This window comes from Pseudomonas sp. JY-Q (assembly GCF_001655295.1).
Classification (GTDB): Bacteria; Pseudomonadota; Gammaproteobacteria; order Pseudomonadales; family Pseudomonadaceae; genus Aquipseudomonas; species Aquipseudomonas alloputida.
On record NZ_CP011525.1, the window covers coordinates 3706837 to 3724656 of the forward strand.

Below are 17820 nucleotides of genomic sequence, written 5' to 3' on the forward strand. Positions count from 1 at the left end.
GGACGCCTCATGACCCATCGTTTCGCAAGAACCGCTGGCTGGCTGGCGCTGCCGTGCCTGGTCGCGGCGGGCCTGCTGGCCTGGTATGTCACCCGTGAACCCGCATCGCCGTTTGCCGATGCACAGGCCACTGCTGCCGACCCAGCGCTGGTCAGCCGCGGCGAATACGTAGCCCGGCTCAGTGATTGCGTGGCCTGCCATAGCCTGCCGGATGGCAAACCGTTCGCCGGCGGGCTGGAAATGGCCACCCCGCTGGGGGCAATCCACGCCACCAACATCACCCCCGACCGCGACAGCGGTATCGGTAACTATACCCTGGCTGACTTCGACCGCGCCTTGCGCCAGGGTGTCGCGCCGGGTGGCCGACGCCTGTACCCGGCTATGCCTTACCCGTCCTACGCCAAGCTCAGCGATGATGATGTCAAGGCGCTGTATGCATTCTTCATGCACGGCGTGCAACCGGCGCGGCAGGCCAACCTGGCCAGCGACATCCCCTGGCCGCTGAACCTGCGCTGGCCCATCGCCTTGTGGAACGGCCTGTTCGCCGCCACCACGCCTTACACCGCCAAGGCCGGGCAGGATGCACAGTGGAACCGTGGCGCCTATATCGTCCAGGGCCCCGGGCACTGCGGCAGTTGCCATACGCCACGCGGCCTGGCCTTCAATGAAAAGGCGCTGGATGACAGCGGCAAGCCGTTCCTGTCCGGCGCACTGCTCGACGGCTGGTATGCACCCAGCCTGCGTGCCGACCACAACACCGGGCTGGGGCGCTGGAGCGAGGCCGAGATCGCGCAGTTCCTGAAGACCGGGCGCAACCGGCATGCAGTGGTATATGGTTCGATGACCGAGGCGTTCAACAACTCCACGCAATTCATGCGTGACGACGACCTGGCCGCCATCGCCCACTACCTGAAGTCGTTGCCCGGCGACCCTCAACGTGACGGCGCACCCTGGCAATACCAGGCCGAATCGCTAGCGACGCGGTTGGACAGCCCAGGAGCGCGCACCTACGTGACACGCTGTGCGTCATGCCACGGCCTGGACGGCAAGGGCCAGGCCGAATGGATGCCGCCCTTGGCCGGGGCAACCTCGGCACTGGCCAAGGAGAGCGCCTCGGCAATCAATATCACGCTCAATGGTTCGCAGCGGGTGGTGGCTGCAGGGGTGCCGGACGCCTATCGCATGCCGGCTTTGCGCGAACAGCTGAGTGATCAGGAGATTGCCGACGTGCTCAGCTTTGTGCGTACGGCCTGGGGCAACCAGGGTGGTGCGGTGGATGCGCAGGCGGTAGGCAAGCTGCGTGGGCATACCGACCCGGCCAGCAGCAGCCCTATCATCTTGCATATGCGTTGAATTGGAGTGGCACATGTACCGACGCGAGGCTGCCCCCAACAAAGACCGCGCAGCACATGAGCCACTCTGTCACTGCCACCGCTCCAGATTCTGTTTCAACCACTGTTCGGGCAAGGCCCCGCCAACGATCTTCGCCATCTCCCGCGCCAGCGCCTCACGCAGCGGTGGCCGGTTGCAGGGCGACTCACGTGAGATTGCCAGGTACAACCCTTCGCTGGACACCGGTGGCTGCAACACCTGCACAGTGGCTGCGATGCCCAATGTGCGTGCCAGCGCCATGCCAGGATACTGCTCGTACACCACATAATCGCTGCGCTTGTGCATCAGCTTCTCGAACGCCTGCCTGGCACTGGGCACCGCTTCGAGGGTGAGATTGGCCTGGGCGTATTCATCGAACTGCTGGCCGTGGCTGTTGTTGACCAGAGTGCCACCCTTGCGGCCTTTGAGGTCGGCCCATTGCTGGTAGGCAAAAGCATTGTCCTGGCGCACCCAGATGACGCTGGGGGTGCGCAAAAATGGCGGGGCGATGAAGTCCACATGCTGCCGGCGCGCCTCGGTCAGGAAATACCCGGCCATCAAGTCGATCCGCCCAGTGCGCACGGCTTCCTGGGCTCGCGACCACGGCCCGGCGTAAACCACCTCTATGTCCAGCCCCAACTGCTTGCCCACGTATTTGAGCAGGTCGGCATTGGCACCGATCAATCGTTGAGGGTTTAGCGGGTCGCGCCACAGGTAGGGGGGGTATTCCGGGTTACCTGTGGCGGTCAGCCGTAAGCATGCATCATCCGCCACCGCAGCCAGGGGCAGCAGTGACAGGCACACCAGGAGCAAGACGTGGCGAAAGCAACGCTCGATCATCTACGACCCTCGGCACATGAAACACCCGGCGACCCGGCGTGATAGCCAAAGGCTGCCACCCACTGTGGCCGCCTGCAGCTATCGTCTGCGCGCTGTGGACAGTCTGGACCATCAGCAACCCGCAGACGAGCGTTTCATCGTTCAGTTGAAAAATCTGCCGGAGGGCAGACAGTAAGGGCCTGCACAGCAGGCGACAACGTGGGCTTTTCAGGCACCCTGCCGTCGCATCGCCAGGATCGCCGCGCCGAAACCGATAAAGGTGGTGCCCACCACCCGGTTCACCCAGCGCGACAGCGACGGCCGGGTCAGCACCCCTTTGGCCCGCGCAGCCAAGGCGGCATACGCGCTCAGCGAAGTGAGCGACAAGGCCACGAAAATCCCGGTCAAGGTCAGGAACTGCGGCAACAACGCAGCCCCCTGGTCGATGAACTGCGGGAACAGCGCAGTAAAGAACATGGTCGCCTTGGGGTTGGTGACTGCAGTGAGGAAGGCCGATTTGAACAGTTTCAGCGGCGCGGGTCGCACCTTGGCCGCACGCTCTGCGGCCCCCTGCTCCAGCATCGGGCTCTTCTTCAGCAGTTGTCGCACGCCCAGGTAGAACAGGTAGCCCGCCCCCAGGATCTTCACGGCATTGAACAGTACTTCAGAACTGGCCAGCAGTGCGCCTAGCCCCAGCATGGCCGCAGCCGACAAGCAGAACAGGCCCGTGCCATTGCCCAGCGACGACCAGATCGCGCTGCGCTGGCCATGGGCAAGGCTGTTGTTGATAGCCATCAAAGTGGCAGGGCCGGGGCTGGCGATCGCGATGGCGGCGACCAGGGTGAACGCGAACAGCGAGTGAGAATCCATTTCAGGCTCGGCAGACAATCAGGAAAGGCTGCGTGAATTGCACGCAGGTTCAGCTGGCATTCTGCCGCTTGGCCGCCTTCTTGGCGATAGCCTTCATTCGCGTCGCCGCCCGCTGCACAGTGGCCATTTTCTCGGGCCGCTTCATGCCCCGCCACTTGCGGATTTCGTCACGGGTACGGCCGCAGCTCACGCACAGTTCGCTGTTGAGCTGGCATAACGAGACGCAGGGGTTGTCGATGTCTTTGGCCATGCAACTGCTCAGCCAGGCAGCTCTGCACGCGCACGTTCGCCTGCGCTGTGGAACACCTGGCGCACTTCCTCGGCCTTGACCTTGGTTACCGACCTGGCTGCCAGCAACTCTTCGACTACGCGCAAGCCCTGCTCGAGGGCTGTGGCCAGTTGCTCGGCGTCGGAGGCGTCAGCGATATCACCCAGATAGGGAGCAATGAGATACACGTAACGGTCCTGCAGCTTGAGCGCTTCCAGCGCGTCGAGGGCTTTCTGGAACCGATCGGCAGCGGCAGGGCTCATGCTCAATTTATCGAAATGAATCAGGCTCACACGGTCAGTGGCCATTATGACGAATCTCCGTTTCCTGGTGCGGCCAGGCCCACAAGCAGCAGCGCTTCTACGATGCTCGTATGTGCGGGCCCGGGTTATGCCCATCAGGGTACCAGAAGCCGAGGCAGAAAGGGCCACTGCCCCCAGAACTAAAAGTATTTGCCAAGTCGCGTAATGGACGCCCCAGGACGTTATGGGGACATGAGCCGCCATTTGCTGCGCAGGATAATCCCGCCAGCAATCCACCCCGCCGAGGCCGTCATCGCGCTCGGCAGCCCACACAACAACAAGCCTGCGCGCTCAGGCAGACACAATGGGGCCTCATCATACATGGCAAAGGAACACATCCCCGAAACACTCGATCTTGGCGTCACAGACCCCTCGAAAACCGCAGAAGCCCGCCAGGACCGGCATTTCGAGGGCAAGCTTGACTGGATTGTCTTTGGTTTCACCAGCCTTCTGGCCATCGCCTTCGTGCTCTGGGGCTTCCTCAACCAGGTCAGCCTGGCCAGCAGCGCCTCCAGCGCGCAATCCTGGGTCATTCTCAATTTCGGCTGGTTCTTCGTGCTCACCTCCTCCCTGTTCGTGGTGTTCGTGCTGTGGCTGGCCGCCAGCCGTTACGGGCGAGTGCCGCTGGGCCGTGATGGCGAACAGCCAGAATTTCGCACGGTATCCTGGGTAGCAATGATGTTCAGCGCCGGTATGGGCATCGGCCTGATGTTCTTCGGCGTGGCCGAGCCGCTGTCGCACTACATATCGCCGCCGCCCGGCTCGGCCAGCGGGCAGACCAGCGAAGCGATGCAGGTGGCAATGGCCACCACCTTGTTCCACTGGACCCTGCACCCTTGGGCCATGTACGCCATCGTCGGCCTGGTAATCGCCTACGGCACCTTCCGCCGTGGCCGCTCGCAGCTGATTTCCGCCGCCTTCCGACCACTGATCGGCAAGCACGCAAACGGCCCTCTCGGCCGCCTGATCGACATGATGGCAATCTTCGCCACGCTGTTCGGCTCGGCCGCCTCGCTGGGCCTTGGGGCGCTGCAGATTGCCGGCGGCCTGGAATACAACGGCTGGATCGAAAGCCCCGGTAAACTGTTCTACATCTCGATCATCACCCTGCTGACCATTGCCTTCGTAACCTCGGCGGTGTCGGGCATCGGCAAGGGTATCCAGTGGCTGTCCAACACCAACATGGTGCTGGCACTGGTGCTGGCGGTGTTCGTGTTCATGGTCGGGCCGACGCTGCTGATGCTCAACCTGCTGCCGACCTCGCTCGGCATCTACATCAAGATGCTGCCGGAAATGATGGCCCGCACCAACGCCAGCGGCGGCGAGCAGATGAACAGCTGGCTGGCCGGCTGGACCGTGTTTTACTGGGCCTGGTGGATCTCCTGGACGCCTTTCGTGGGCATGTTCATCGCCCGCATCAGCCGCGGGCGCACCATTCGCCAGTTCGTTACCGGGGTGCTGCTGGTGCCAAGCCTGGTCAGCCTGGTGTGGTTCACCATCTTCGGTGGCGCCGCCATCGAGGCCGTGCGCGAGGGCGCCTTCCAGCTGGCCAACGGGGCGGTCAACAGTAATCACGCGCTGTACCAGTTGCTGGACAGCTACCCGCTGGCCTCGGCAACCTCGGTGCTGGTGATGATCCTGGTGGGCATCTTTTTTGTTTCGGGCGCCGACGCCGCTTCGCTGGTGATGGGCACGCTGTCGGAACACGGCACCACCGCGCCATCGCGACGCACAGTGATTTTCTGGGGGACGCTGACCGGTACGGTGGCGGCGATCATGCTGGCGATCGGCGACCCAGGTAACCCTGGCGAGGCGCTGACCGGGCTGCAGAACCTGACCATCGTCGTGGCCTTGCCATTCGTGGTGGTGATGGTGCTGCTATGCCTGGCGTTGTACCGCGACCTGCGCAAGGACCCGATGATGCTGCGCCACCTGCGCGGCAACGAGCTGATCGAGAAGGCCGTACTGTATGGTGCGGTGAAGCATGGGGAGGAGTTCTACATTGTGGTGCAGGAGAAGAAGGCATCGGCCAAGACAGCGGCAGAGGCCGAAGTAACCAGCAACTGACGGCGCCAACCCGAAAACCACGGGCTGCCACGCAGCCCGTTCGCGATTCGAGGCCGCGCCTGCTGAAACACAGACCCGCTTCAACCTTTTAGCGCCGCCGCTATCTTCGCCACATCAATCTTGCCCATCTGCATCATGGCCTCGAACGCACGCTTGGCCGCCGCACGGTCGGGGTGGCCGATGGCTTCGATGAGGATGCGTGGAGTGATCTGCCACGAAATCCCCCATTTGTCCTTGCACCAGCCGCAAACGCTGGCCTCGCCGTCGTTGCCGACAATGGCCTCCCACAAGCGGTCGGTCTCTGCCTGGTCCACGGTACTGACCTGGAACGAAAATGCCTCACAGTGCTTGAAGGCCGATCCACCATTGAGCCCCACGCACGGGATACCCATTACCGTGAATTCCACGGTGATCACATCGCCCTGCTTGCCTGAAGGGTAATCGGCGGGTGCCTGGTGCACAGCGACCACCCGGCTATCGGGGAAAGTTCGGGCATAGAAGTTCGCCGCCTCTTCGGCAGCGTGGTCATACCACAGGCAGACGGTGTTCTTGGCAGTCATGGTCTTGCTCCACGATCGAAGGTGAGCCTTGAGTCTAGCCCCATAGCCCCGGCGTACCGGTAGCACCTGACCACCTGATGCAAATGCAGGATTGATAGGCGATCAAGCCGATAAAAAAAGCGCCCCAAGCGGAGCGCCAGAAAATCCACCTAAACCAAAGGAGCAACAAGGTTGCCAAGGTGGAATCACAGAATCGACAACGGGTACTCCACGATCAGCCGCACTTCGTCCAGGTCCGACTCGAACGCCGTGGCCCGGGTGGTGGCCTGGCGAACCCGCAACGACAGGTCCTTGGCCGCGCCCGTCTGCACCACATACTTCACCTCGATGTCACGCTCCCAGCGTTTCTGGTCGGTCAGCGGGTTGCCCGCAACGTCACGGCGCATGTAGGTGGCGTTGGCATTGGAGTAGTCAGCATCGGTACCCTTGCCGTAGCGTGTCATGAACGACAACCCGGGTACGCCGTAGGCAGCCATGTTCAGGTCATAACGCAGCATCCACGAACGCTCCTTGGGCGCGTTGAAGTCGCTGTACTGGATGGAGTTGTCGAGGAAGATCGAGTCGGACTGACGCAGGTAGTCGAAGTCGTCGTCGCCGTTGTTGCGCTGGTGCGTCAGGGCCAGGGTGTGAGCACCAAAGCGCACACCCAGCTTGGCGCTCCAGATGTCGTTGTCAAAGGCGCCCAGGCGCTGCTGCCCTTCATCCACAGCCTTGTAATAGTTGAAACCGCCAATCAGCGCCAGCGCCTCGCTCAGTGGCCAGCTCAGGCTGGTGCCGGCGTAGTACTGGTTCCACGCGTCCTTGAGCCGGCTACTGAACAGGCTGACGCTGACATGCTCATTGAGCCTGTAATCCCCCCCACCATAGGCGATCCAGGGCGAATCGACCGGGCCGCCATAGAAGGTCACGAAGTTCTCCCGCAGGTCGCTGGACATCGGCTGGCTCATGGCATGCAGACGCCCGGCTTGCAGGGTAAGGTCCTTGATGCTGGTGTTCTCCAGGGTCACCCCACGGAAGCTTTCCGGCAGCAGCCGCGAGTCGCCAGCCGCCACCACCGGGTTGGCCGGGAACACATCCCCCACCTTCAGTACCGTGTCGAACAGTCGTAGCTTGGCCGCGCCCCCCACCTTGGTGTATTCGTCACGTGCCTGGCCGTTGCGGTCAACCGGCAATACGTCGAAAGAACTGCGCCCGCCGTTGCGGCCGCCGCCAGTGTCGAGCTTGAGGCCAAGCATGGCAAACGCATCCAGGCCAACACCTACGGTGCCCTGGGTGAAGCCCGACTCGAATCGGCTAATCACGGCATGCCCCCAGGCCTCGGAGTAGCCGTTGTCAGGTTGTTTGCGCGGGTTGTGTGTGGGGGCCACAGAATCGCGATTATCGCGGTTGAAGTAGAAGTTGCGGTTAAGCACGCTGAGGGTGCTGCCCTCCATGAAGCCGTCCGCACTTTTTTCTGCAGCAACAACCTGGCTGCCAACGCCGGCCAGCGCCAGGCAAGCAGCCAGTGTCAGGGGTGATCTGCACGTCATCCGATGCTCCTTGAACGTCGCATTTGTTGTTATGTCGGCGGGCCAAGATTGACGGCCGGCAGATAACGCCAAGGTGATCGGCGCATTACAATTGCGTCATCGGCAACGCAGCGCTCTGGGGCGGGCACAGCAACATTCTGCAGACATTTCCGACACTAGGCAGTGAACCTGCTGACAAAAAAACGGTCTTTCGCTGACGGTCAACTCACCGACCGGTTCATCGGCCCAGTCACCGGGCCTACTTTTTGTCCTGTTTCAGCGAAGACCCAACATGCCCGATTCCCGCCCAAATGCTTCCGCCCTCCCTGCCCTGCGCATCGGCCTGATTGCCGCCCTGGTGGGCCTGGCCGCCCCCGTGCACGCCGAAGAGCCTGCCAGCGACGCACGCTGGGTCAGTGACAGCCTGAGCACCTACGTGCGCAGCGGCCCGACCGACGGGCACCGCATTGTCGGCACGCTCAAGTCCGGGCAGAAGCTGACCCTGCTCGGCAGCCAGGGCAATTACAGCCAGGTGCGCGGGCAGAACGGCGATGTGGTGTGGATCCTCAGCAACGACCTGCAGGCAGTGCCCGGGCAGAACGAGCGCCTGCCGTTGCTCGATGCCCAGGTCACCGAACTGACCGGGCAGTTGAAGACCATCGATGAAAGCTGGAAGAACCGCGTACAGGGCATGCAGGAAACGCTTGATTCGCGCAAGCAGCTGATTGACGAGTTGGAGGCACGCAACAAGGCACTGAACGAGCAGCTCGATCAGAGCCAGTCGGACCTGCGCGATACCCAGGCCCGCCTGGGGGATGAGAACAAGCAGGTGATGATGCGCTACATGGTGTATGGCGGCAGCATTGCCGGTGCAGGCTTGCTGGCGGGGCTGATCCTGCCGGCACTGACCCGTGGGCGCAAGAAGAACGATCGCTGGTTCTGAGTTTGGCAAGGCGTCGGGGCTGGAACGTGCGTACCTGCCACAGGTCTTGCCGCAGCGCAATCGCCCCTACAGCAACCGCTCCAGCGCCTCCAGCACATACCCCGTGGCCCGCTCCACCTGCCCTTCCCGACAAGCAATACCCAGCTGCCGCCACAACCCCGGCCGCAGCGGTCGGCGGGCAATGCGCCGGTCCAGTTCGGTCGCTTCCCCCTCCTGCGGCAACAAGGTCGCTCCATACCCGGCGCCGACCAGGCTTTTGATCGCATCGTTGTAGTTCAGCTCGATCCGCGGTTCGGGGTACAACCCCGCCGCTGCAAACCACTCGCCGGTAACCCGCGACAGCTGGGTGGTGCTGTCGTTGAGAATCAACGCCCGTTGCGCCAGCCAGGCCGGGGTGATCCTGGCCGGTGGCTGCCAGTCGGCCGGCACATACGCCAGGATCGGGTCGCGCCGCCAGGGGGTAACCGTCAGCCCTTTGCCGGCCACCTGCGGCAAGGCCACAAGGCCGATATCCAGCGTGCCCTCACGCAAGCGCGCGAGCGACGCCTGGGAGGTCAGCACCTGAACCTGCACATCGATCCCCGGGTGCTCCACACGCAGGCGCGCCAGCGCCTGCGGCAGCAAATGGGCGATGGCACCGGTGGAGGCGCCCAGCCGCACACGCCCGGTCAACCCTTCGACCTGCCGGCGTACTTCGTCCAGCGCCAAGTCAGCGTCCGCCAGCAGGCGTCGGGCACGCCCCAGCAGTGTTTCACCGATGACGGTAGGCCGCACCTGGCCGCGGGTGCGGGTGAGCAACGGGGCGCCGATACGCGCCTCCAACTCGGCCACGTGCAAGCTGATGGTGGGCGGCGCCAGGTTAAGCTGGCGGGCGGCCTCGGCAAAGGAGCCCAGGTCGGTGATGACCACCAATGTGCGGAGGCGGTCGAGGCTGATTTCGCGCATTGTTCAGAGCCGGCCCTTTTGCGGGTAAACCCACAGGTTCACCACGCGTTTCAAAACTCATTCAGAAAACCTGAATGTATCGATCATCATATTCAAATTTTCACTACCAACGCTACGGGCGAGCATAGGCTATCTTTCCCCAACCGGACCCCGAGCATGCACACCCCTGTTGTTTTCATCGACGGCGACCAAGGCACCACAGGCCTGCAGATCCATGCCCGCCTGCAGGGCCGTAGCGATCTTCGCCTGCTGACCCTCCCCGAGGCCGAGCGCAAGGACCCGCAACGCCGCCGCGAAGCGATCAACAGCGCCGACATCGCCCTGCTGTGCCTGCCCGACGACGCCGCCCGCGAGGCCGTGGCCGCAATCCACAACCCACAGGTGCGGGTGATCGACGCCAGCTCGGCGCACCGCACCGCACCAGGCTGGGTGTATGGCCTGCCGGAGCTTGACGAACAGCAAGCCGAGCGCATCGCGCAAAGCACGCGTGTCAGCAATCCCGGCTGCTATCCCACCGGCGCCATCGCGCTGCTGCACCCACTGGTCAAGGCTGGCTTGCTGCCTGCGGACTACCCCCTGAACATCCACGCCGTGTCTGGCTACTCCGGCGGTGGTCGCGCGGCGGTCGAGCGGCACGAACAGCCCGGCGCCGCCAAAGCGCCGGCGCTACAGCTGTATGGCCTGGAGCTGGCGCACAAGCACGTACCGGAGATCCAGCAGCACGCGGGGTTGTCGGCGCGGCCGATGTTCATGCCCGGCTATGGCGCCTACCGCCAAGGCATCGTGCTGAGCATTCCGCTGCAGCTTCGCCTGCTGCCTGGACAGGTCAGCGCCGCGCAGCTGCAAGGCTGCCTGGAACAGCATTACCAGGGTGCCCGCCATGTTCAGGTGATGCCTCTGCATCAGGGCGGCGCTGCGGCAAACCTCGACCCCGAGGCATTGAACGGCAGCAATGACCTGCGCCTGGCGCTGTACGCCAACCCCGAGCATGGCCAGGTACTGCTCACCGCAGTGTTCGACAACCTGGGCAAAGGTGCCTCTGGTGCTGCCGTGCAAAACCTCGACCTGATGCTCGGTGCCTTACAGGCACACGGCTGATGCGGCAAAACCGGTTAGACTGTACACCCGCGCCAACACAGCGCGGGTCGTATTCTCATCCGCCGGAGCCCCCAGATGTTCATCCTGAGCCGCCTCGACAGCGTGCCACCCGAATCTTTCCAGAACCAGATCCGCGAGCTGGTCATTCACAATGTCGGCGAATTGAGCAGTGTCGCCATCGCTGTCGACAACCCGCTGTACCCGCTGTACCAGTACGGCGTCGGCATGGAAGTCCACCAGTACCTGCAAGCGCTGGACGGCGCCCGCGGTCTGGCGGTGGCACTTACCTTGGCGCTGGATGCCGAAGCACCGGACCAGTTGCTGGGCTTTGCGCTGTCGCTGCCAGCCCAGGACGATGGGCGGGCCTGTGCATTGGCCTTTCTGGCCGTGTGCGCCAGCCATCGCCGCCAGGGCATCGCCCGTGCTCTGCTGGGCGACCTGCGGTCGCGCCATGCCTGCGTGGAGCTGAACGCCTTTGCCAACCAGGTGCCGTGGTTCGAGGCGATGGGCATGCAAGTGGTGGCCGCCAATGGACCGCAGGTGCTGATGAGCAGTACCGGCCAGCCCAGTGGTGCGCTGATCGGGCGCCTGGACATTGCGCCGATTTATCAGACGGCTGAAGTGCTGCAGATTCACACCTATCTGCTTAACCAGCAGGGTGAGGATGCAATGATCGAAGCGGAGCAGATGCGCGATGAGCGGCTGGATGAGCTGACCGCTCAGGCCCAGGAATGTGTGCGCCAGCGCAAGACCGTGCATTGATCCGATGGCCTGTTCGCGGGCTTGCCCGCGCCCACAGGAATACCGTAAGGCCCAAGGCCGGTGATGTACCTGTGGGAGCGGGCGAGCCCGCGAAGAAGCCCCATTGGCCTTTCAGCCATGCACCCAGCGCCGATGCAGCCCACGCGCCAGGGCATCCAGCACAAACCCCAGCACGCCAATCAACAGCACCATCGCCATCAGTTCGGAATACGCCAGCCGGTCGCGGGTATCAAGAATGAAATACCCAAGCCCCGCACTCACCCCAAGCATTTCGCACGGCACCAGCACAATCCACAGAATACCGATGGCCAGGCGCACGCCCGTCAGCACGTGACCGATCACCCCCGGCACAATCACCTTGCACAAGGTTTCCCAGCGCGTTGCACTCAAGCTGCGGCTAAGTTGCAGCCAGCGCGGGTCCAGTTGACGCACCCCTGCCGCCGTATTCAGCAAGATCGGCCACAACGCGGCAAACGCCAGCAGGAAGTAGATCGGCTGGTCACCCACGCCCATCAGCATCACCACCACAGGCATCCACGACAATGGCGATATCATGCGCAGAAACTGGAATGCTGGCGTGGTCGCCGCCTCCAGGTGCCGGTAGCTGCCTACCAGCAAGCCCAGCGGCACACCCATCAGCAGCGCCAGCAGCAGCCCAATCAGGATGCGCTTGAGGCTGACCCAGATATGCCCATAGACCTCGCCCTGCCCCAGCAGCTCGACCAGGCTGGCCAGGGTTGCCGCCGGCGAAAAGCGCGCCGACAGGCCGTCGGCCTGGCCGAACAGTGCTACACCGGCCCACCATAACAGCAACAAGGCCAGCAACCCGACCAGCCCAAGGCCGGCATGTACGACATGGGTGCGCATCAGACCGCAAACTCCTCGCTACGCTCGAAGTTGTCGGCAATGCCGAACACCGACGGGCCACCCACTGTCGCGATGGCATTACGCACGAAGCGATCGTCGACCAGGTCGCGGGCGGCATACGCCGAATCCAGCCCGGCAAGGAAGGCATTGTCGCCTTCGATCAGGGTGGTTTTCAGGCGCTTGACCAGCTCTTCGGTGTAACTCGGGAACGGGTATGGCTGGAAGTCGATGCGCTTTTCGTCCCACTGCTGATGGCGAATGGCACCACTGGCAATGTAGCCAGCACGGTCTTCGGCGGCGGGCGCCAGGACCTTGGTCAGCACCGCAGGCTCGTGCGGGGTGTACTTGTTGGGGCCCGCCCGGGACAGCAGTGCGGCGGCTTCGGTGCGATGGTCACGGGTCCATTGCTGGGCCTTGACGATGGCGTTGACCACTTTCTGCGACCATTCCGGGCGGTTATTCAGGTCATGCTCGTGCATGAACACCACGCAGCACGCATGGTTGCGCCATACATCGCCGGTAAAGCGCTGCACGCGGCCCACCTTGAGGTTCTCGGCCAGTGCGTTGAACGGCTCGGCAACGATGTAGCCGGCAATGCGCTTGCTGGCCAGTGCGGGTGGCATGTCGGACGGTGGCAGCACCAGCAGGTTGACCTCGTTGGCGGCCAGTTGCGCATTGGCCGGCTTCGACACGGGCGTCAGGCCATTGTCGTTGAGCAACTGTTGCAGTACCACATTGTGGATCGAGTACCAGAACGGAATGGCCACTGTCTTGCCACCAAGCTGTTTCACGTCGGATATATCCGGCGCTACAGTCAGGCCCGAACCGCCCACGTGGTTCCAGGCCACCACCTTGGCTGGCACCTTGCTGCCATAGCGCGCCCACACCGTCATCGGCGAAAGCAGGTGGATGACATTGACCTGGCCGGAAATGAATGCCTCGATCACCTGCGCCCAGCTGCGCAGCAGCACCGGGCGCTCGGCCTGGATGCCTTCGGCCTCGAACAAGCCGTTGTTATGTGCCACCAGCAGCGGCGTGGCATCGGTGATCGGCAGGTAGCCGATACGCACCGGCGCGTCCGGCTCGGCAGCGGCACGCGCCTGCAAGCTCGACAGCAACGGCAATGCACCGGCAGCAGTGAGCATGGCGCCGAGCTTTAGGAAGTCACGACGCGAAGAAGAAGAAGAACAGCAGTCATCCATGCACATGGACAGCCTCCGAGGGCAAAGGGGTTGGGGTAGGTTCGACTGTGCGGCTTGCCCGCCGAAGGGTTTTGAGGATGTCTATGCGCAAGGCCCCCAGCTCTTCGACCCTCTGCGTGCGCGGTTGCGGCAGGTCGATGTGCCACTGACCAAGGATGTGCGCTGGGTGGTTGCCCAGTAGCAGAACCCGGTCTGACAGCAGCAGGGCTTCGTCGATATCGTGAGTGATCAGCACGGCCGCGGTCTTGTGCGTGGCGATCAGTTGCAGCAGCAGCTGCTGCATGTCGGCGCGGGTCACCTCATCCAACGCACCGAAGGGTTCATCCAGCAGCAAGACTTCGGGCTGGCGTGCCAGGCAGCGGGCCAGCGCGGTGCGCTGGGCCATGCCGCCAGACAACTGCGCCGGGTACTGGCCACGCGCGTGGGCCAGGCCCACAGCCGCAATCGCATGGTCGATGCGTGCACGGCGTTCGGCATCCGCCAGCTTGGGCTGACGGGCGAAGTCCAGGCCGAAGGCGACGTTTTTCTCCAGGCTCAGCCATGGCAGCAGGCTGGGGTCCTGAAAGGCCACCGCCAGACGCGGGTGCGGCCCCTGCAGCGGCTGGCCGTGCAAGCTCACGCTACCGCCGCCAGGCTGCTGCAGGCCTGCCAGCACCCGCAGCAGGCTTGACTTGACCACACCACTGGGGCCAAGAATGCTCACGACTTCACCTGGCGCCAGCTGCAGGTCGAACTGCGCCAGCACCTGCTGCCAACCCCCCTCACGCGGGTAGCCCAGGCGGATGTCACAGGCCTCCAGCAACACTGCGCTCATGCAACGCCCGCCTGGCGCTGCAGTTCGGCGCGCAATTGCACCAGGCTGGGCGTGACGATCGGCACGAAGGCCGACTCCCGCCAGCGGCGGGCAAACCCTTCGCCGTATTCGCTGAGGTAAGCCTTGCCGCCACTGGCCTGCAATTCCAGTTGTACTGCGTCGGCAGCACTTTCAGCCAGGATGATGCGCAGCTTGAACAAGGCCGCCGGCTGCTGCTGGAAGCGACCGTCGAGCAAGCCCTGCTTGAGTTCGCTGACGGTGTTTTCCAGGCGTTCGCTAAGCACCTCACAGGCTTCGTCGAGGAACGACGCTCGGCCATGCAGGTGCGCGTGAACCTCTTCCAGCGCCCGTCGCGCCAGGCCGATGGCCATGCCACATTGCAGCGCCAGGAATGCCGGGCGTACCCGTGGCAGGAATTCGCGTGCATTTTCATGCAGCAGCCAGTCGCGTGCCAGCGATACCTGGTGAAAAGCCAGTGCTGCCGTGTTGCTCGACTGCAGGCCCATCAGTTGTAGATCATCAGAACGCTCCAGGCCTTGAGCGTCGGAAGGAATGGCCAGCACAAACGGCGCGCCGCCGGCTTCATCCTCGATGGCCGCCGCCACCACGAAGCCGCTTTTACGCAAGTTGGTCACCCAATGCAGTCGCCCTTCCAGGTGCCAGCCATCGGCTGCCGGGCGGCCACGCACCTGCAGCGCTTCGATACCGGACAGGAACTTCATGGCGTTGGACAGCCCGGTGGCACCGGCCAATTCACCGGTCAACAGGCGCGGCAGCAGGCGCTCACGCAGGGGCTGGTTGGGGCTGTGCAGCAGGTATTCGATGAAGGCACGCTGGCCCCAGCAGACGAAAGCCGCAGCCAATGAGCGGCTGGCAATGGCGGCGATGGCCTCGACCGCATCGGTCACCTGCCCGCCCGTACCGCCCAGCGCTGGGTCGACCCCTGTGCGCAACAGCTGCGATTCTGCGATCTGCGCCAGCACCTGCTGCGGTTCGCACAGGCCCCGGTCGATGGCCTCGGCATTGGCATCCAGCCAGTGTCGAAATGCACAATCTTGCATGGTCTTGCTCCTTTGATAACGCCGGGGCCGCTCTGCGGCCCGTTCGCGGCACAAGGCCGCTCCTACAACGGCCTGGTAAGGGCCATTATCACAGGTGGGCTACGCAGAAGGCTGCCAGCGGTATTTGCCAAGCTCTTCGTTGAGTGGCGTCTGGGCGAAAACATTAGCAAAGTTGCACAGGGTTGCGAGACTTACGCCCAGAATCACCTCCAAGGCGTTGCCTTCACTGAAGCCGGCCTCACGGAAGGCCTGGTAGGTGGCTTCGCTGACATTGCCACGGGTGGCGATCACTTCGCGGGCAAAGGCGGCCAGGGTTTCGTAGCGGGCGTTGGGGAGTTCGCCACGGGCACGCAGAGCATCGACCACCTCCTGCGGCAGCTTGGCCTTGTTCAGCGCGACGGCCGTATGGCCGGCCACGCAAAAGTCGCAGCCATGCTGGGTGGCCGCGATCAGTTGCACCACTTCACGCTCGGCCAGGCCAAGCTCAGACTTGCCATTGAGTGCCGAAACGGTCACGTAGGTTTCAAGCGCCGCCGGGGCGTTGGCCAGCACGCCGAGCAGGTTGGGGATGAAGCCGGAATTCTTCTGGGCATTCTCAAGAAACGGCCGTGCCGCTTCCGGGGCGCTCTGCAGCGTGTGTAAAGTAATGCGCGAGGACATGCAGTGATCTCCTTTGATGAGTGTCACTACAGTCTGTTGGTTATAAGAACTACCCTCCATATTCATCAGTCGCCTTTCCTTGTTCCTGAGTCTTTGTATTAGATGATTTCGTCCAGCCACCTTGTCGATTGGTTATTAGAGGGCCTGGAGCTCGATGCCAGCCTGTTTCATGTCGGGCGCTATTGCGGTGGCTGGCATGCCAGCACCCAGGGCATGGGCCGCGCCAGCTTTCACCTGGTGGTGCAAGGGCATTGCTGGCTGCACATTGACGGCCAGCCGCAACCGGTGCGCCTGGAGAAGGGAGATGCCGTATTCCTGTTGCGCGACCTTGCCTATCGCTTGTCCAGCGATCAGGACCCGGTCGACGCCTGTGCCCAACCGCGCCAGGCCATGCAGTCGCTGGATAGCGAAGCCAGCGACGGCGTCGGGCTGGTTTGCGGCTTCTTCCATTTCCAGTCCGGCCTGTCTTCACTGATTGTCGAAGGCCTGGCCGACTGGATCCTGCTGCGCGCCGAAGACCCCGCCGGCAGTGCGGCGCGGGCGCTGTTCGAGCTCATTCTGGAAGAATGCCGGCGGGCCGCCGGCCCGTCGCAGGCGTTGCTGGAGCGCCTGACGCACCTGTTGTTCCTGTACGTGCTGCGCCAGCAGGTCATTGCCGGGCAGTCACTGGGCGGGCTTGTCGCCCTCGCTCGCCAGCCAGCGTTTACCGGGCTGCTGGAGCAGTTGATCGAACAACCGGGGCAAGCCTGGACGCTGGAGAGCATGGCCGCCTGCACCGGCTTATCGCGGTCTGCGTTTTTCAAGCGCTTCAACGAACTGGCGGGGCAATCGCCAGGGCAGGTGCTGCTGGCACTGCGCATGCGCCATGCCAGCCAGTTGCTGCGGGCGGGTAATACCGTGGAGCACGTGGGTGCGCAGGTGGGGTATCAGTCGGTGGCGGCGTTTACCCGGGCGTTTGCCAAGGCCATGGGGGTGCAGCCTGGGGCCTATCGGCGCCAGCATGAAGGGCGCTGATCGGCGTACTTCCCTACTCGCGCAAAGGCCGGTTCGGGCAAGCCCTTTACACCTGGTCTACCGGAATATCCCCAGCCCCCTTGGCCTCCCGCCGCTCACCCATCCAGGCATCGACCTGCTGGCCAAATTCAGCCGGGGCCTTGCGCCCAAAGCGCATGGCCAGGTCCAGCACAGTCTGCTGTGCCAATGACTCTTCCATGCGCTTCTGCGCCCCCAGCATCACTGCGTGGATCGCACAGGTACCCTCGGTCGCCCAACGCGGCGGCGAGCCGTCGAACAAGGTGCAACGCTCGCGCACCTCGCGGCAATCGAAGATCTTCTTTGGTCCATCAATGGCATGGACGATATCCAGCACGCTGATCTGCGCCGCCGGCCGCGCCAGGCGGAAGCCGCCGCGCACGCCTTCGGTGGCCGCCACCAGCCCGGCACGGGCCAGCTTGGTGAAGACCTTGGCCAGGTATTCCTGCGGCACGCCTTGCAACTCGGCCAGGTCGCGCACGCTGGAATCACGAGTTTCACCGCGCTCGTCGACTAAAAACAACAGGCAATGGATACCGTATTCCACGCCAGCACTGTAAAGCGACATTCAAATCTCCGACCGATTTTGTCGTACATGTTACGCCGATGCCCCGGCACTGACAAAACAAGGTGTCAAAAGGTAGCTCCACCGCAAAGGGAAAAGCCCTTGC

General features: G+C 63.4%; 19 protein-coding genes. 6 read left to right on the plus strand and 13 right to left on the minus strand.

The genetic code is table 11. The features are described 5' to 3' along the window. Positions 1-9: 9 nt before the first annotated feature. Positions 10-1353: a cytochrome c gene (locus AA098_RS16810; RefSeq protein WP_060546357.1), complete on the plus strand. Its 1344-nt coding sequence runs from the start codon at positions 10-12 to the stop codon at positions 1351-1353. Positions 1354-1422: 69 nt separating this feature from the next. Here the strand turns inward: AA098_RS16810 and AA098_RS16815 are convergent, their stop codons facing one another. From AA098_RS16815 to AA098_RS16830, 4 genes are all read right to left on the minus strand, one after another. Next, positions 1423-2211, minus strand: a complete 789-nt coding sequence (locus AA098_RS16815) for an ABC transporter substrate-binding protein (protein WP_003256028.1) — start codon at positions 2209-2211, stop codon at positions 1423-1425. A 207-nt stretch (positions 2212-2418) separates the two neighbouring features. Next, the gene (locus AA098_RS16820) at positions 2419-3060 is read right to left on the minus strand and encodes a LysE family translocator (protein WP_003256031.1); all 642 of its coding nucleotides are present in this window, start codon (positions 3058-3060) and stop codon (positions 2419-2421) included. A gap of 49 nt (positions 3061-3109) precedes the next feature. Next, positions 3110-3310, minus strand: coding sequence for a DUF1289 domain-containing protein (locus tag AA098_RS16825; protein ID WP_003256032.1), 201 nt, complete (start codon positions 3308-3310; stop codon positions 3110-3112). 8 nt (positions 3311-3318) lie between these two features. Beyond that, positions 3319-3636 carry a hypothetical protein gene (locus AA098_RS16830; protein ID WP_003256033.1) on the minus strand — a complete coding sequence of 106 codons (318 nt, stop codon included), beginning with the start codon at positions 3634-3636 and terminating at the stop codon, positions 3319-3321. Positions 3637-3951: 315 nt separating this feature from the next. Here AA098_RS16830 and AA098_RS16835 point away from each other — a divergent pair, with 315 nt between their 5' ends. Beyond that, positions 3952-5697, plus strand: a complete 1746-nt coding sequence (locus tag AA098_RS16835; RefSeq protein WP_003256034.1) for a BCCT family transporter — start codon at positions 3952-3954, stop codon at positions 5695-5697. Positions 5698-5777: 80 nt separating this feature from the next. On the opposite strand, the gene AA098_RS16840 is transcribed toward AA098_RS16835, so the two are convergent. Together AA098_RS16840 and AA098_RS16845 are read right to left on the minus strand one after the other, a co-directional pair. Beyond that, complete coding sequence (locus AA098_RS16840) at positions 5778-6257, minus strand: VOC family protein (RefSeq protein ID WP_003256035.1); 480 nt, start codon at positions 6255-6257, stop codon at positions 5778-5780. A gap of 185 nt (positions 6258-6442) precedes the next feature. After that, positions 6443-7786, minus strand: coding sequence for an OprD family porin (locus tag AA098_RS16845; protein WP_064614795.1), 1344 nt, complete (start codon positions 7784-7786; stop codon positions 6443-6445). A gap of 271 nt (positions 7787-8057) precedes the next feature. Here AA098_RS16845 and AA098_RS16850 point away from each other — a divergent pair, with 271 nt between their 5' ends. Continuing rightward, a complete protein-coding gene (locus tag AA098_RS16850; protein ID WP_003256037.1) occupies positions 8058-8708 on the plus strand; it encodes a TIGR04211 family SH3 domain-containing protein in 651 nt (216 codons plus the stop codon). Between the two features lie 66 nt (positions 8709-8774). Here AA098_RS16850 and AA098_RS16855 read toward each other — a convergent pair whose 3' ends face one another. Next, entirely contained in the window at positions 8775-9653 is an 879-nt protein-coding gene (locus AA098_RS16855; RefSeq protein WP_003256039.1) for a LysR family transcriptional regulator, read from the minus strand. Between the two features lie 156 nt (positions 9654-9809). Between AA098_RS16855 and argC the strand changes: the two genes are divergently transcribed. Beyond that, positions 9810-10751: an N-acetyl-gamma-glutamyl-phosphate reductase gene (gene argC, locus AA098_RS16860; protein WP_064614796.1), complete on the plus strand. Its 942-nt coding sequence runs from the start codon at positions 9810-9812 to the stop codon at positions 10749-10751. A 75-nt stretch (positions 10752-10826) separates the two neighbouring features. Continuing rightward, positions 10827-11513, plus strand: coding sequence for a GNAT family N-acetyltransferase (locus tag AA098_RS16865; RefSeq protein WP_003256043.1), 687 nt, complete (start codon positions 10827-10829; stop codon positions 11511-11513). Between the two features lie 111 nt (positions 11514-11624). Here AA098_RS16865 and AA098_RS16870 read toward each other — a convergent pair whose 3' ends face one another. The 5 genes from AA098_RS16870 to AA098_RS16890 all read right to left on the minus strand — a co-directional run bounded on the left by AA098_RS16870 (position 11625) and on the right by AA098_RS16890 (position 16117). Beyond that, a complete protein-coding gene (locus tag AA098_RS16870; RefSeq protein ID WP_003256045.1) occupies positions 11625-12380 on the minus strand; it encodes an ABC transporter permease in 756 nt (251 codons plus the stop codon). Next, the gene (locus AA098_RS16875) at positions 12380-13588 is read right to left on the minus strand and encodes an ABC transporter substrate-binding protein (protein WP_064614797.1); all 1209 of its coding nucleotides are present in this window, start codon (positions 13586-13588) and stop codon (positions 12380-12382) included. The genes AA098_RS16870 and AA098_RS16875 overlap by 1 nt, the downstream gene beginning before the upstream one ends. Then, a complete protein-coding gene (locus AA098_RS16880) occupies positions 13575-14396 on the minus strand; it encodes an ABC transporter ATP-binding protein (protein ID WP_064614798.1) in 822 nt (273 codons plus the stop codon). Before AA098_RS16880 ends, AA098_RS16875 begins: the two co-directional genes overlap by 14 nt. After that, positions 14393-15457 (minus strand): acyl-CoA dehydrogenase family protein, encoded by a 1065-nt coding sequence (locus AA098_RS16885; protein ID WP_003256051.1) that lies wholly within the window; start codon positions 15455-15457, stop codon positions 14393-14395. The genes AA098_RS16880 and AA098_RS16885 overlap by 4 nt, the downstream gene beginning before the upstream one ends. A gap of 99 nt (positions 15458-15556) precedes the next feature. After that, complete coding sequence (locus tag AA098_RS16890; RefSeq protein ID WP_003256052.1) at positions 15557-16117, minus strand: carboxymuconolactone decarboxylase family protein; 561 nt, start codon at positions 16115-16117, stop codon at positions 15557-15559. A 102-nt stretch (positions 16118-16219) separates the two neighbouring features. Between AA098_RS16890 and AA098_RS16895 the strand changes: the two genes are divergently transcribed. Further along, the gene (locus AA098_RS16895; protein ID WP_064614799.1) at positions 16220-17131 is read left to right on the plus strand and encodes an AraC family transcriptional regulator; all 912 of its coding nucleotides are present in this window, start codon (positions 16220-16222) and stop codon (positions 17129-17131) included. A gap of 46 nt (positions 17132-17177) precedes the next feature. Here the strand turns inward: AA098_RS16895 and AA098_RS16900 are convergent, their stop codons facing one another. After that, a complete protein-coding gene (locus tag AA098_RS16900) occupies positions 17178-17717 on the minus strand; it encodes an Rrf2 family transcriptional regulator (protein ID WP_011805352.1) in 540 nt (179 codons plus the stop codon). Positions 17718-17820 lie beyond the last annotated feature (103 nt).

Coding starts and splice junctions, on each gene's coding strand:
- AA098_RS16810 (WP_060546357.1), top strand. CDS start 10: ATGACCCATCGTTTCGCAAGAACCGCTGGCTGGCTGGCGCTGCCGTGC.
- AA098_RS16815 (WP_003256028.1), bottom strand. CDS start 2,211: ATGATCGAGCGTTGCTTTCGCCACGTCTTGCTCCTGGTGTGCCTGTCA.
- AA098_RS16820 (WP_003256031.1), bottom strand. CDS start 3,060: ATGGATTCTCACTCGCTGTTCGCGTTCACCCTGGTCGCCGCCATCGCG.
- AA098_RS16825 (WP_003256032.1), bottom strand. CDS start 3,310: ATGGCCAAAGACATCGACAACCCCTGCGTCTCGTTATGCCAGCTCAAC.
- AA098_RS16830 (WP_003256033.1), bottom strand. CDS start 3,636: ATGGCCACTGACCGTGTGAGCCTGATTCATTTCGATAAATTGAGCATG.
- AA098_RS16835 (WP_003256034.1), top strand. CDS start 3,952: ATGGCAAAGGAACACATCCCCGAAACACTCGATCTTGGCGTCACAGAC.
- AA098_RS16840 (WP_003256035.1), bottom strand. CDS start 6,257: ATGACTGCCAAGAACACCGTCTGCCTGTGGTATGACCACGCTGCCGAA.
- AA098_RS16845 (WP_064614795.1), bottom strand. CDS start 7,786: ATGACGTGCAGATCACCCCTGACACTGGCTGCTTGCCTGGCGCTGGCC.
- AA098_RS16850 (WP_003256037.1), top strand. CDS start 8,058: ATGCCCGATTCCCGCCCAAATGCTTCCGCCCTCCCTGCCCTGCGCATC.
- AA098_RS16855 (WP_003256039.1), bottom strand. CDS start 9,653: ATGCGCGAAATCAGCCTCGACCGCCTCCGCACATTGGTGGTCATCACC.
- argC (WP_064614796.1), top strand. CDS start 9,810: ATGCACACCCCTGTTGTTTTCATCGACGGCGACCAAGGCACCACAGGC.
- AA098_RS16865 (WP_003256043.1), top strand. CDS start 10,827: ATGTTCATCCTGAGCCGCCTCGACAGCGTGCCACCCGAATCTTTCCAG.
- AA098_RS16870 (WP_003256045.1), bottom strand. CDS start 12,380: ATGCGCACCCATGTCGTACATGCCGGCCTTGGGCTGGTCGGGTTGCTG.
- AA098_RS16875 (WP_064614797.1), bottom strand. CDS start 13,588: ATGTGCATGGATGACTGCTGTTCTTCTTCTTCTTCGCGTCGTGACTTC.
- AA098_RS16880 (WP_064614798.1), bottom strand. CDS start 14,396: ATGAGCGCAGTGTTGCTGGAGGCCTGTGACATCCGCCTGGGCTACCCG.
- AA098_RS16885 (WP_003256051.1), bottom strand. CDS start 15,457: ATGCAAGATTGTGCATTTCGACACTGGCTGGATGCCAATGCCGAGGCC.
- AA098_RS16890 (WP_003256052.1), bottom strand. CDS start 16,117: ATGTCCTCGCGCATTACTTTACACACGCTGCAGAGCGCCCCGGAAGCG.
- AA098_RS16895 (WP_064614799.1), top strand. CDS start 16,220: ATGATTTCGTCCAGCCACCTTGTCGATTGGTTATTAGAGGGCCTGGAG.
- AA098_RS16900 (WP_011805352.1), bottom strand. CDS start 17,717: ATGTCGCTTTACAGTGCTGGCGTGGAATACGGTATCCATTGCCTGTTG.